The 12,496-nt window shown below is 67.0% G+C and carries 13 protein-coding genes and 1 tRNA gene; 9 read left to right on the plus strand and 5 right to left on the minus strand.

Annotation, left to right across the window (positions count from 1 at the left end; all coding sequences use genetic code 11):
- Positions 1-10: 10 nt before the first annotated feature.
- Together ACXIZN_RS15430 and ACXIZN_RS15435 are read left to right on the plus strand one after the other, a co-directional pair.
- A complete protein-coding gene (locus ACXIZN_RS15430; protein ID WP_457955190.1) occupies positions 11-355 on the plus strand; it encodes a hypothetical protein in 345 nt (114 codons plus the stop codon).
- 62 nt (positions 356-417) lie between these two features.
- Positions 418-1,791, plus strand: coding sequence for an alpha/beta hydrolase family protein (locus ACXIZN_RS15435; RefSeq protein WP_457955192.1), 1,374 nt, complete (start codon positions 418-420; stop codon positions 1,789-1,791).
- Here ACXIZN_RS15435 and ACXIZN_RS15440 read toward each other — a convergent pair.
- Positions 1,788-2,447, minus strand: coding sequence for a S1 family peptidase (locus ACXIZN_RS15440; RefSeq protein WP_457955193.1), 660 nt, complete (start codon positions 2,445-2,447; stop codon positions 1,788-1,790). The genes ACXIZN_RS15435 and ACXIZN_RS15440 overlap by 4 nt on opposite strands.
- A 76-nt stretch (positions 2,448-2,523) precedes the next feature.
- Positions 2,524-3,546, minus strand: coding sequence for an LLM class flavin-dependent oxidoreductase (locus ACXIZN_RS15445; RefSeq protein ID WP_457955194.1), 1,023 nt, complete (start codon positions 3,544-3,546; stop codon positions 2,524-2,526).
- 230 nt (positions 3,547-3,776) lie between these two features.
- Between ACXIZN_RS15445 and ACXIZN_RS15450 the strand changes: the two genes are divergently transcribed.
- Positions 3,777-3,860, plus strand: a tRNA-Leu gene (locus ACXIZN_RS15450).
- Positions 3,861-4,410: 550 nt separating this feature from the next.
- Here ACXIZN_RS15450 and ACXIZN_RS15455 read toward each other — a convergent pair.
- The 3 genes from ACXIZN_RS15455 to ACXIZN_RS15465 form a co-directional block, all read right to left on the minus strand.
- A complete protein-coding gene (locus ACXIZN_RS15455; protein ID WP_457955195.1) occupies positions 4,411-5,298 on the minus strand; it encodes a proline iminopeptidase-family hydrolase in 888 nt (295 codons plus the stop codon).
- 58 nt (positions 5,299-5,356) lie between these two features.
- Positions 5,357-5,728 (minus strand): nuclear transport factor 2 family protein, encoded by a 372-nt coding sequence (locus ACXIZN_RS15460; protein WP_457955196.1) that lies wholly within the window; start codon positions 5,726-5,728, stop codon positions 5,357-5,359.
- 610 nt (positions 5,729-6,338) lie between these two features.
- Positions 6,339-6,863: a MarR family winged helix-turn-helix transcriptional regulator gene (locus ACXIZN_RS15465; RefSeq protein WP_457955197.1), complete on the minus strand. Its 525-nt coding sequence runs from the start codon at positions 6,861-6,863 to the stop codon at positions 6,339-6,341.
- Between the two features lie 127 nt (positions 6,864-6,990).
- Here ACXIZN_RS15465 and ACXIZN_RS15470 point away from each other — a divergent pair, with 127 nt between their 5' ends.
- The 6 genes from ACXIZN_RS15470 (at position 6,991) to ACXIZN_RS15495 (ending at position 12,463) form a co-directional block, all read left to right on the plus strand.
- Positions 6,991-7,926: an NADP-dependent oxidoreductase gene (locus ACXIZN_RS15470; RefSeq protein WP_457955199.1), complete on the plus strand. Its 936-nt coding sequence runs from the start codon at positions 6,991-6,993 to the stop codon at positions 7,924-7,926.
- Positions 7,927-7,946: 20 nt separating this feature from the next.
- Positions 7,947-9,026 (plus strand): alkene reductase, encoded by a 1,080-nt coding sequence (locus tag ACXIZN_RS15475; protein WP_457955200.1) that lies wholly within the window; start codon positions 7,947-7,949, stop codon positions 9,024-9,026.
- Between the two features lie 9 nt (positions 9,027-9,035).
- Positions 9,036-10,001 (plus strand): alpha/beta hydrolase, encoded by a 966-nt coding sequence (locus tag ACXIZN_RS15480; protein ID WP_457955202.1) that lies wholly within the window; start codon positions 9,036-9,038, stop codon positions 9,999-10,001.
- A complete protein-coding gene (locus ACXIZN_RS15485) occupies positions 9,998-10,417 on the plus strand; it encodes a nitroreductase family deazaflavin-dependent oxidoreductase (protein ID WP_457955204.1) in 420 nt (139 codons plus the stop codon). The genes ACXIZN_RS15480 and ACXIZN_RS15485 overlap by 4 nt, the downstream gene beginning before the upstream one ends.
- Positions 10,418-10,529: 112 nt before the next feature.
- Positions 10,530-11,588: an AraC family transcriptional regulator gene (locus ACXIZN_RS15490; protein ID WP_457955205.1), complete on the plus strand. Its 1,059-nt coding sequence runs from the start codon at positions 10,530-10,532 to the stop codon at positions 11,586-11,588.
- 116 nt (positions 11,589-11,704) lie between these two features.
- Positions 11,705-12,463, plus strand: a complete 759-nt coding sequence (locus ACXIZN_RS15495; RefSeq protein ID WP_457955207.1) for an SDR family NAD(P)-dependent oxidoreductase — start codon at positions 11,705-11,707, stop codon at positions 12,461-12,463.
- Positions 12,464-12,496: the final 33 nt, after the last annotated feature.

Genomic DNA, 12,496 nt, shown 5'->3' on the forward strand with positions numbered 1-12,496 from the left:
ACGTCGAACCATGCGTACACGTACCGCTTTCCTCGCCGTCGCCAGTGCCGTCGCCCTGTGCTTCACGATCCCCGCGGTGGCTTCCGCGGCCGAGGGCGAATTCACCTACCGCTACTACGACGAAGACGAAGAGCTCCAGATCGGCGTCCTGGTGGACCCGCCAAGCGGCGAATGCATCGAGATCCCCGAAATAGCCGACTGGGACGTCGACGCGTTCCGTCCGCGCAACGACACCGACTCGACCGCGGTGGTGTTCCTGGACGACGATTGCGCGAGCGATTCCTACTTCTCGCTCCGCCCCAACGGCGGCCGCGGTTCGGACAGACTTCTCCTCCGCTCGGTCATCTTCAGTTAGGCCGAGCGGACCTCGACACCGCACCCCCGGGCGGCGAATGATGAGGCCCGGGGGTGGTCGTCATGGTCCGACGTGGTCTCGTTTTCCTGGCCCTGTTCACGATCTTTCTGGGGCTGCTGGTTCCCCGCGCCGCGGCCGCAGAGCCGGTCACCAGGTACGAGGGCGAGCTCGAAGGCGCACGCTATCTGGTGCTGGTCCCGGAAAACTGGAACGGCACGCTCATGCTGTGGAGTCACGGGATGTACTCCCTGGCGTATCCGGAGCCGGAGCGGATCGCGCTGACCTCACAGCCCACCACGGAGTCGTATCTGCTGGAGCAGGGCTACGCGCTGGCCGCGTCCCAGTACCGGACCGTGCGCGGCTGGTCGATCGAGGAGGCGCTGACCGACCAGATCCGGTTGCACGACTGGTTTTCCCGCACGGTCGGCAAGCCGCGGCGGACCATCGCGACGGGCGAATCGATCGGAGCGATCACCGCGACCCTGCTCGCCGAACGGAACCCGCGGCGGTTCGCCGGTTTGATGACCTTCTGCGGCAACCTCGCCGGCGGGGCCGCGCACTGGAACTCCGGTCTCGATCTCGGGTACGCGCTGAACACGCTGCTCGACGCGCGGCTGGACCTGGTGCGGATCGCCGATCCCGCGGCGAACGCGGGCCGGTTCACCGACGTGGTGCGGGCCGCGACCGCGAACCCGCAAGGCCAGGCCCGGCTCGCGCTGGCGAACGCGCTGGCCGAAATCCCGGGTTGGTTCGACGCCACCCGGCCCCGGCCGCGGGCGGTCGCCGATCAGGTTTTCTGGCAGGGCGTATGGGATCGCTTCTACCGCGTCAGCGCTTTCGGCGTGGACAGGGTCGCGCTGGAACAGCGCGCGGGCGGAAACCCGAGCTGGAACGTGGGCGTCGACTACCGGCGGATCCTCGCGAAGGCCGGCGAGCGGCCGCTCGTGGAACGGGCTTACGCGGAGGCTGGCCTCGACCTCGACGCCGACCTCGACAGGTTGGCCAAGGCGCCGCGAGTCGCGCCCGATCCGGCCGCGGTCGGCTACCTTGCGCGGTTCGGGCTGCCGCTGGGACGCACGCCGGTCCCGGTGCTGACCATGCACACCGTCGCGGACGGCACCGCGCCGGCAGCGCACGAACGCGCCTACGCCGAACGAGTCGGGCCGGGAGGCGATCTCCGTCAGCTGTTCGTGAACCGCGCCGGACACTGTGTGTTCACCGCGTCCGAGGAGATCACCGCCCTGCGCACGCTGGAGCGGCGGCTGGACGCCGGGCACTGGCAGTCGGACGCGCCCGCCGCGCTGAACTCCGAGGCCGGCAAGCTCGCGCCGGAACACCAGACGATCTTCGACGCCGTCGGGGAAGCCAGGGTAACGACCACCCCGGCGTTCGCCCGGCACTCCCCTCCCCCGTATCCGAGGGTCCTGCCGTTCTAGGTGCCGGTGAGGATCGTCAGCCCGTAAGCCGACAGGACGCGGTTGACCGGGTAGAAGTAGGTCGTGCCGCCGCTGGAGCAGTTCCCGCTGCCGCCGACCAGCACTCCCTGCGCCTGCGTCCCGCTGACGAACGGCCCGCCGTGGTCACCCGGCTCGGCGCAGACGGAGGTGCGGGTCAAGCCGGTCAGCGTTCCTTCGGGGAAGGTGATCGACACGTTCTTCGCCTGGATGATCCCGCAGTGCCAGCCGGTGGTCGCGCCGTACCGGCACACCGACGAGCCGACCGGAGCCTCGACCGACCCGGTGATCGTCACCCGGCTGTCGACGGGAGGGATCGAGCCCACCAGCCGCCAGTCGGTCGTATTGGTCACGCGGATGACGATCACGCCGGTCGGCGGGGTTTGAGTGCCGACGACCACCCCGACCACCCGGCCCGCGCTGCGGATGGTGTCACCGGGTCTGCCGCAGGCGGAACTCGCGATCAGGTAGCCGGTCTTGCCCGAGACTGCGGCGAACCCGGCCGTGCACCGCGTCGCGGCACTGCTCTGCAGCACACTCCCGCCGCCGAGCGGGGCTTGAGCGCTCGCGTGCGCGGTCGCCGGGAGCGCCAGGCCGAACGCCAGGACCAGGCAGGACAGGGATCGGGGCAGTCTCACGGGACCCTCCGATGGCCGGGGATGCCCCGATCCTAACGAGCGGGACCGCCCCTACCCACCGCCGAACCGCGCATTCTCAGCGCCAGCCGAGCTCCGGGGCCACGTGCGTGAGGATGCTCTCCAGCACGTGCGCGTTGTAGTCGACGCCGAGCTGGTTCGGGATGGTCAGCAACAGGGTGTCCGCGGCCTCGATCGCCTCGTCCTCCTTGAGCGCCCGCACCAGCTCGTCCGGCTCGGCGGCGTACGACCGCCCGAAGATCGCCCTGGTCGTCTCGTCGATCATGCCGACCTGGTCCCGAGAGTTCCGGTCACGACCGAAATAGGCGCGGTCCAGGTCGTTGGTCAACGCGAAGATGCTGCGGCTGACCGACACCCGCGGCTCGCGCTGGTGGCCGGCCTCCTTCCAGGCTTCGCGGTAGGCCTCGATCTGCTTGCGCTGCTGAACGTGCAGCGGCTCGCCCGTCTCGTCGTCCTTGAGCGTGGAACTCTGCAGGTTCATGCCCTGCTCCGCCGCCCACACCGCGGTCGCGTTCGAGCTGGACCCCCACCAGATCCGCTCGCGCAGCCCCTCGGAGTACGGCTCCAGCCGCAACAGCCCCGGCGGGTTGGCGAACATCGGCCGCGGATTCGGCTGCGCGAACCCCTCGCCCTCGAGCAGCTTGAGGAAAACCTCGGTGCGCTGCCGGGCCATGTCCGCGACGGTCTGCCCCTCCTCCGGCCCGTAACCGAAGTACCGCCAGCCGTCGATCACCTGCTCCGGGGATCCCCGGCTGACCCCGAGCTGAAGCCTGCCCCTCGAGATGAGGTCGGCGGCGCCCGCCTCCTCGGCCATGTACATCGGGTTCTCGTAGCGCATGTCGATCACGCCGGTGCCGATCTCGATCTTCGACGTCCGGGCCCCGATCGCCGAAAGCAACGGGAACGGGCTGCCCGCCTGCCGCGCGAAGTGATGCACCCGGAAGTACGCGCCGTCCACGCCGAGCTCCTCGGCCGCGACGGCCAGGTCGATCGACTGGTGCAGGAAGTCGGCGGCGGACCGCGCCTCGGAGTGCGCGCTCGGCGACCAGTGGCCGAAGGACAGGAAACCAATCTTCTTCACGCCGTTGTAAGCGTCCGGTACATGGGTTTGATTCCCTATCGCCCGCTACTTTCTGCAACCTGCCGTCACGCTTCGCACTTTGCGCTTTTGACCTGGGGATATGTGGCCTCCAGGGGGCGCGGAGGTTGTCAGAGGGTAACCGATCATCGTCTCAATGTAGGTCTGCGTGACGATACGGACCCCCCTGATTGAGGCCTCCAAGGCGACGTATACTCTTCTCACATCAGCAAGTCCGAGTGGCGGAATGGCAGACGCGCTAGCTTGAGGTGCTAGTGTCCTTAACGGACGTGGGGGTTCAAGTCCCCCCTCGGACACCGCTTTAGGTGAGATCTCACCAGTTGCGAGAACCTTCACTCAACTCTACCGAGTGAAGGTTTCTTCTATTTCAGGACCTGGGGACGGCATCGCAGGTGCACACGGCTGCGAACAACCGGATCAAGCACGCGATGGCGCCGTGTGAGTTCGAATCCCTGGCATCGAACGTCCGCGTGACGCTGACAGGGAGGTCGCCCCCGCGCGAGCGGGGTTGGTCCCGGTTGGGACCCGCGCGGCTTGCAGCGCACCGAGTCGTCCCCGCGCAGGCGGGTTGGTCCTGACCAGTCATGACCAAACAGGAAGGCTGCCCCCACATGACCGACAATCCTGGCCAGCCAGCCCCTGCTGGCTGTCGCGGTGGTCTGGAGGAGCGCGGGCCCGCCACCACGGACTCCGGACTCGACAAGATCGTCTCCCAGCTACTAGCCGGCCTCACCGAGTTGCGAGGCACGCTGCCCGACAGGCCGCTCACCAGTAACAGGTGACTGCGGTTCGGTCGCGCAGTCACGACCAGGCCGTTGGAGCCACCCAGGCTGACGACAGTGAGGATTACGAACGCGCTTCGATTCGCGTCATGTAGTCGCGAATGATCGAGACGTATTCGTGACGGAGTGGCTCCTCCTCGAGATAGCCTATGTGGGCGGCGCCGGATTGCGTGATGTGTTCGGAGTCCGGGATTCGACTGGCGATATCCGCGAGATGCGAGGGAACGCACTCGTCGAATTCTCCGCCGAGGACCAGCGTGGGAACTCGGATCCGGTCGAGGTCACCGAAGATGTCCCAGTCGTTGAGTGTTCCCGTAACGTGATAATCGGCGTGGCCGATCATCGTCCTGAACGTCAGCATACTCATGCGCCCCGGGTCGAGGCTTACCGACGAGGTGCGCACGACCATCGCGCGCATGTATTCGCCTAGGGCGACCTGGTAATCGGGGTCATCCGTCTCCCCCCTGAGTTCACGACCATACGTGCGGTCCAAGACCTCGCCCGGCAGTCGTGCGAGCAACTCGCGCACCTCTTGCACGAACCTGGGAACGCTGGCCAACCCATTGGCGCAGACCAAACTCGTCCACTCGGGCGCCCGTTCCGCGGCATACTGCAGGCCGAGCATGGCACCCCAGGAGTGACCATAGACGTGAGGTCGCTGGAGACCGAGACCCTCGATGACCGCGCCGAGTTCGTCGAGAAAGCGATCCACTGTGAGCAACGACGTATCGTCGATCGGATCAGAACGCCCGACACCGAGTTGGTCGTACCAAACGACTTCACGTTCCCGGGCAAGTGGCTCGAAAGCCTCGAACAGTAGATCGCTCGGATAGCCAGGGCCCCCGTGAACAAGGAGCAGCGGCACACCACCGCTCCCCGACCTGCGATACCAGATCTTGCCACCCGGCACGGAAACCTCACCCTCGACCGGGCCGGTCCGAGAGCCGGTCATCCTTCAGCCTCCTGCCCCACTGCCTTGCCGAGGCCATTCACCGAGAACAAACGCGAAATCATGGTACCTCGCTCGCCGGCATCGGGTAGACGTACTCCTCGATCCGGTCGATAAGACCATCCTCGAACCGGAAGTACATCGCCGCGTTGATCTCACTGCGGGACCCGTCGGACATGGCCAAGTGGAGTACCTGCTGATGGAGCACCTCGTCGGAATTCCGAAACCGGCGAATGACACTATACCGCAATGAATCGACGTCGGCGACAAGTGGGGCGAGTTGATTTAGTTTCGCGTCGATAGTCAGCTGTCCGGCACCGTCGTTATGCCACACGGTAGCCCTGTCCGTACACATCGCTCGCACGCGGGCGAAGTCGCAGGCCTCCAGATACCGCAGGAACTGAAGCGCACATTCATCAATGTTCCGCACCATGGATCGTTCTCGTTTCGTCATTCCATCGAATGCACGACCGGAGCGAATACGTGTCTCGGTCGGCGATCTCCACCATACCGGCAAAACCGCCGAACATAAGTCTTGACTTACCTTTCCACATCAGGCAGTGGGATCATCCCCAAAAGTGCCAACTGTATTTATGTTTGCAAAGCACATTCGCCGAGGGCCGCGTCATCGTTAGAACCCACAGAAGGCGCCACTGCTGCCGACGTCGTGAAGTTCGCCCACAGCCCGGCAGGCACTACCCGGGAAAACCCAAAGGGCGAGGACAGAACGCGCGGTGCTGGGCCCCCGAACCCTAGGACCCGAGAGTTCCACGCACCGCCATCACCGAACCAAGCGTGGAATCCGGCGCTGGAGAACGCAGCAACAATGACGCGCTTGACCAAGGCCGGTCCGACAGTGGGGCGGATTCCAGAGCGAGAAGGTCTGCACACCTTCCAGGACGTGACGGCAACGATGGCAGGCGGCTAATGCTCCGCGAAGCCCTGATCGGCGGCATAGTTGTGCGTCCCACCGAGCTGACGGTCATACAGCCGGCCCCATCGGCACCTTGTCCACCGGCGCAGCCACAGCGGCCAGCGGACACTCACCGGGACCCGTCCCGTTGTTCACCTCTCGCCGACGTCTGCTCGGGACGTCTACGGGTAGTGACCGACCGGGGCGGTTCGGCGCGCATGTGGTCGCGGACGCGGGTCATGATGTCGCCCAGCGCGTCCAGATCCCGAGCGGACAGCGGGTCGAACAGCAGCCGGCGCGCGACCTCGACGTGCCCGGGCAGCACCTTCGCAACCAGGGCCCGGCCTTTTTCGGTAATGGTGACGACGGTGGCGCGCTGGTCTTCCGCACTCGGGCCACGGGTGACGAGGCCTGCCTTCTCGAGCAGGCCCGCCTGATGGGTCAGACCGCTGCGGCTGTAGACGACGCCGTCGGCCAGCTCCGTCATCGTCGCCTGACCCGCGGAGTCGGCGAGCCGGGCCAGAAGCTCGAACTGGACGTAGCTGATGCCACCATCAGCCTGCAGCTGCTGCGTGACGGCGTGCTGCAGCAAGCTGACGGCCTCCATGAGCGCGAAGTAAGTGTTGAGCTGCTCAGGTTCCAGCGCGTCCGACATGCCTCCAGTCTAGTTGCTTCGATGTCGAAGCATTGTGGCGACCCTCACACCTTCGATCACTTGCTTCGAAATCGAAGCACAGTACTCTCGAACTTGCTTCGACATTGAAGCAGCTAGGGAGGATGTCATGAAAGCAGTGCGCTATCACCGCTACGGCGGCAGCGAAGTACTGATCCACGAAGAGGCCGAGAGGCCGACGCCCGCCGAGGGGCAGGTGCTGGTGAAGGTGGCCGCCACCTCGTTCAACCCGGTCGACATCGGGATCCGCGCCGGTGGCCTGCGGGAGGTGTTCCCGCTGACCTTCCCGCACGTGCCGGGTATCGAGGTCGCCGGAACTGTCGCCGAGCTGGGTCCCGGGGTCGACAGTCATCAGGTCGGTGACGCGGTCGTGGCCTTCCTGCCGATGAACGCCGACGGTGCGGCCGCCGAGTACGCGATCGCCCCGGCCGACGCCTTGGCCGCCGCGCCGCGGACGGCCGAGCTGACCGACGCCGCCGCGCTCCCGGTCGGTGGGCTGACCGCCTTGCAGGCACTGTTCGACGACGCGCGCTTGAAGGCGGGCCAGTCGATCTTGGTCAACGGTGCCGGCGGGTCAGTCGGTGGCTACGTCGTTCAGCTCGCCCACGAAGCAGGCGCGACCGTCACCGCGACCTCGAGTCCTCGCCACGAAGAACGCCTCCGTGGCTACGGAGCCGACCGGATCATCGGTCATCTCGACTTCACCGCCAACCCGTTCACCGCGGACGGCGGACCGTTCGACGTCGTGGTCAACCTCGTGCCCACCACGCCGGAGGAGACCGCGGCGCTGGTCGATCTGGTCGCCGACGGCGGCGCGCTGGTCAGCACCACCACTCCGCCGCCGGAGAACCCCGCGCGCGGCGTCCGCACGGCTCGCGTGTTCGTCGTCAGCAACGCCGACCGGCTGGCCGAGCTCGTGTCCCGCGTCGACGCGGGAACGCTGCGGATCCATGTCGCCGATCGACGGCCGCTGACGGACCTCCCCGCCGTCCACGACGAAGCGGCTTCGGGGCGCCTCGTCGGCAAGACCGTCCTGATCCCCTGAAAGCACGAGAGGAACCTGAAATGACCACCGCTTTCGACCCCGTCGACCTGGCGGGCAAGCGCCTGCCCAACCGCATCGCGATGTCGCCGATGACGCGCAGCCGCGCCTACGGGCCCGGCGCCACGGTGACCGACCTGACCGCGACCTACTACGCCCAGCGGGCGTCCGCCGGCCTGATCATCACCGAAGGGACCCAACCCTCGGCGATCGGGCAGGGCTACCCCGACACCCCCGGTCTGCACTCCGCCGAACAGGTCGACGCCTGGCGACACGTGACCGACGCCGTCCACGCCGAGGGCGGCACGATCTTCGCCCAGCTCATGCACACCGGCCGGATCGGCCATCCGAGCCTGCTGCCCGACGGTCTCGTCCCGGTCGGCCCGTCCCCGGTCCGGCCCCAGGGCCAGGTCTTCACCCATCAGGGCATGCAGGACTACGTCACCCCGAAGGAACTGACCGAGGACGAAATCGAGGAGACGATCGCCGACTTCGCCCAGGCCGCCCGCAACGCGATCGCCGCCGGGTTCGACGGCGTGGAGATCCACGGCGCGAACGGCTACCTGATCCACCAGTTCCTCGCCCCGAACGCCAACGTGCGGAGCGACGGCTGGGGCGGCTCGGTGGCCGGCCGGATCCGTCTCGGCGCCAAGGTCGCCAAGGCGGTCGCAGAGGCCATCGGCGGTAACCGGACCGGTTTCCGCATTTCCCCGGGCAATCCGCTGAACGACATCGCCGAGACCGACTCCGCCGACGTCGAACGCACCTACACGTCTCTGGTCGCTGAGCTCGCCCCGCTCGAGCTGGCCTACCTGCACCTCTTGGAAGGTCCCGACAGGGAGCTGACCCGGCGGCTGCGCAAGGACTGGCCCGGTGTGTTCGTACTCAACCCGTTCACCTATCCGGAGCCGACCGGGCCGGAATCCCTCGATCTGGTCCAGGACGGCACCGCGGACCTGATCTCCTTCGGCGCGCTGTTCCTGGCCAACCCCGACCTGCCCCGCCGCCTCGCCGACGGCGGCCCGTTCAACGATCCCGACAAGGCCACGTTCTACGGCGGCGACCACCGCGGCTACACCGACTATCCGGCACTGCCGGCTTAGGAGCCCGAAATGCCGTTCAAGGAACCAACTGTCGCCTGGCGGCCCGCGTTGCTGGCCCGCACGTTCCAGGCGGTCTACCCGGTCGTCACCCGGCTCGCGCTCAAATCGCCGAAACTGCAGTTCGCGACGAAACCCGTCGCCGGACCGGAGCGGATCACGATCCCGACCCGGCACGGCGACATCCCCGCCCTGCTCTACTCGCCCCTGCCCGCGGACATCGAAGCGCAGCTCGCGGCGGGGCGCCGTCCGCCCGTCCACCTGCTAGTGCACGGCGGAGCGTTCGTGGTGCGCTATCCGGAGCAAGAGGACAACGTCGCCAGGTACCTTGCCAGCGAGGTGGGCTGCTACGTGCTTCTTCCCGACTACGACGTGGGCCCGCAGATCCGGTTTCCCGTCGCCGAACAGGAGTGCTACGACGCCTACTTGTGGATCATCGACCAGGCGGGCAGGCGAGGCTGGGACGGGAGCAGGGTGTCGGTCGGCGGGGCCAGCGCGGGCGCCAAACTCTCGCTCAGCGTTCTCGTCCAGGCCTTGCAGGACGAGCGGCCCGCGCCGGTGGCGGCCAGCCTGGAATACGGGGTCTCCGACATTTCTCTTCCCGACGAAAGCCGCACCTCGCCGCGGAGAATGCCGATCATCGGTCCGTGGATGATGCGGATGATCCGCGAGACCTACTTTCTCGGCGCCGATCTGACCGATCCGGTCGTCTCCCCCGCCAAGTACCCGAAGCTGGGTGACTTCCCGCCGCTGCTGATCCTCACCGGTGGTCTCGACACCCTTCGCCACGACATGCGGGCCCTCGCCGACGAGGCCGCCGCGAACGGGGTCGACGTCACCTACCACGAATTCGCCGACTCCGACCACGGCTTCACCCATGTCAAACCCGTGGAGACCGCCCGCACCGCCATCACGATGATCGGCGACCACCTCCGTGCCGCCTACGACACCCTTGAGAATCGAGGTACGACACCATGACCGACGTCGCGGCGTTCAACGAGCGCACCATCGCCGAATTCCGCCGGAACAAAGGAAAAGTGGGCGGGCCGTTCGCCGGTGCACCACTGTTGTTGCTGCACACCACCGGTGCCCGTAGCGGCAAGCCCCGGGTGAACCCGATGATGTACATGGCCGACGGTGACCGCTACCTCGTCTTCGCCTCCAAAGCGGGCTCCGACCGCAATCCCGACTGGTACTGGAACCTGCGGGCCGAACCACGGGCACGCATCGAGGTCGGCGACCGGGAACTGGACGTGAGCGCCGTCGAATTGGCGGGCGCCGAACGCGACGAGAAGTACCGCGTCCAAGCGGAGCGTTACCCCGGCTTCGCCGAGTACCAGCGGATGACCGACCGGGTCATCCCGGTGGTCGCGCTCGTCCCGATCGGCGGCTGACCAGCCGCCACGGCGGGTTCCGGCTGTCCGACGGCGAAAGGCGGCTGTACACGACCGCCGTCGCGACCTACCTTGGCGTCAGCCGGACTGAGTACCACATCGCGGTGCTGCGATGCACAGGAAGACCGCCGAGGTGAAGGCCATGTCGATGATGACGCCGCCGAATCCCGCCGAACCGGGTCCATGGGATGTGCCGGACACGATCGGCGAACCGGCCGGCCGGGTGCTGCGCACCACCGATGTGGACCGAGCGGTGGAGGCGATCACGGAGAACTACCAGCCGGGGCGGTTGGAGATCGCCGACACCAGACGGCCGCTGGACATGGTCATGTGGACCAACGCCCTGCCCAATCTCCGGCTGAACTACCTCTCCTACGGCACGGACGTCATCGTGACGGCACCACCGATGGAGCGGTACGTCCTGTGCCTCCCGGTGACCGGCCGTCTGCGGATCGGTTCCGCGCGGACACAGGTCGAGGCTTCGGCGAACCGGATCGGCGCCGCGATCAGCGCCGGCGTCCCGGTGTTCTTCGAGAACTGGAGCGACGACTGCCGGGTACTCACCGTCCGGTTCGCGCCCACCCAGCTGGAGGAACTGCTGACGACCATGCTGGACCGTCCGCTGGCCGGACCCATCCGGTTCGATCTCGGGATGGACCTCACCGCCCCCTCCGTCCGGCCGCTGTTGCGCACCTTGACCTTGGTGCGCGGCGAACTGGGCCGGCCCGACGGCATCACCTCGGACCCCACGATGGGCGCTGGGCTGGCACGGCTGGTGATGACCGGTCTCCTGCTGGCCCAGCCCCACAACTACAGCGAACTGTTGAGACGCCCGGCGAAACCCGTCGCACCGAGTCAAATCCGCGACGCCATCGAGTTCATGGAGTCTAATCCCACCGAGATCACCGGCGTCGCGGATCTGGCCCGGGCGGCGAGGCTGAGCGTGCGCGCGCTGGAAGCGGGATTCCGCAAACACGTCGGAATGCCTCCGATGACCTACCTCCGCAAGATCAGGATGGCCGGGGCGCGGTCCGAACTCGAGCGCGCCGACGCCGACGCGGCCACGGCGGCGTCGATCGCGCGGCGATGGGGATTCCACCACTATGGACGGTTCGCGAGCGCCTACCGTGAGAGGTACAACGAGGCACCCTCCGTCACCTTGCGTAAATAGCAGCCCGGCGATCCGGCGCATTCCGGCTCATCCCGGTCGCGAAACGGATCCAGGAAAAGCGTCACCGTTCCTACGCTGTCCGACGACCCAGTCGGTGAACGCGAAGGAGTGTCGCCATGTACCCGGATCTCGAAGGCAAGGTCGTCATCGTCACGGGGGCGGGCGGAGGAATCGGCCGGGAAACCGTGAAACGGTTCGCCGTCGGTGGCGCACTGGTGATCGCCGCTGATCTCGACGAAGCGGCGGGCCGGGAAACCGTCGCTTACGCGGGCGAGAAAAACCGAGTCACCTATGTACGCGCCGATGTGAGCGACCCCGATTCAATGGACCGGCTCGTGGACCGGACGATGGAACTCCACGGTCGCGTCGACGTCGCGCACAACAACGCCGGAATCGAACTGAACGGCCCCTATCTGGCCGATGTCACACCCGAACAGTTCAACCGGGTCGTCGCCGTCAACCTCTCCGGCGTCTTCCTGGCGATGCGAGCGCAGATCCCCGCCATGCTCCAAGGAGCCGGTGGCTCCATCATCAACACCTCGTCCGGGCTCGGGGTCGTCGCGTTCGAGGGCCAGTCCGCTTACGTCGCCTCGAAACACGGGGTCATCGGCCTGACAAAGACCGCGGCACTCGAGTACTCGTCCCGGGGAATCCGAGTCAACGCCCTCCTGCCCGGCGTGGTCCGCACGCCGATGGTAGAGGCCATCGAACAGGAGGTACCCGGCTTTCTGGAGATGGCGACCGCGAAACACCCCATCGGACGGCTCGCGGCACCCGCCGACATCGCGAACGCCGTACTGTGGCTCGCTTCCGAGGCCTCGTCGTTCGTGACCGGCGCCTCGATCGCCGTCGATGGCGGCTTCCTCGCCCAATGACCACGAAAACCGGCACCTCACCGGCGAATACCG

It is taken from the genome of Amycolatopsis sp. TRM77291, from assembly GCF_054166285.1.

Excerpts from the sequence above, each read along its gene's own strand:
- ACXIZN_RS15430 (WP_457955190.1), top strand. The coding sequence starts at position 11 with ATGCGTACACGTACCGCTTTCCTCGCCGTCGCCAGTGCCGTCGCCCTG.
- ACXIZN_RS15435 (WP_457955192.1), top strand. The coding sequence starts at position 418 with ATGGTCCGACGTGGTCTCGTTTTCCTGGCCCTGTTCACGATCTTTCTG.
- ACXIZN_RS15455 (WP_457955195.1), bottom strand. The coding sequence starts at position 5,298 with ATGACCGGCTCTCGGACCGGCCCGGTCGAGGGTGAGGTTTCCGTGCCG.
- ACXIZN_RS15460 (WP_457955196.1), bottom strand. The coding sequence starts at position 5,728 with ATGGTGCGGAACATTGATGAATGTGCGCTTCAGTTCCTGCGGTATCTG.
- ACXIZN_RS15465 (WP_457955197.1), bottom strand. The coding sequence starts at position 6,863 with ATGTCGGACGCGCTGGAACCTGAGCAGCTCAACACTTACTTCGCGCTC.
- ACXIZN_RS15470 (WP_457955199.1), top strand. The coding sequence starts at position 6,991 with ATGAAAGCAGTGCGCTATCACCGCTACGGCGGCAGCGAAGTACTGATC.
- ACXIZN_RS15475 (WP_457955200.1), top strand. The coding sequence starts at position 7,947 with ATGACCACCGCTTTCGACCCCGTCGACCTGGCGGGCAAGCGCCTGCCC.
- ACXIZN_RS15480 (WP_457955202.1), top strand. The coding sequence starts at position 9,036 with ATGCCGTTCAAGGAACCAACTGTCGCCTGGCGGCCCGCGTTGCTGGCC.
- ACXIZN_RS15485 (WP_457955204.1), top strand. The coding sequence starts at position 9,998 with ATGACCGACGTCGCGGCGTTCAACGAGCGCACCATCGCCGAATTCCGC.
- ACXIZN_RS15490 (WP_457955205.1), top strand. The coding sequence starts at position 10,530 with ATGCACAGGAAGACCGCCGAGGTGAAGGCCATGTCGATGATGACGCCG.
- ACXIZN_RS15495 (WP_457955207.1), top strand. The coding sequence starts at position 11,705 with ATGTACCCGGATCTCGAAGGCAAGGTCGTCATCGTCACGGGGGCGGGC.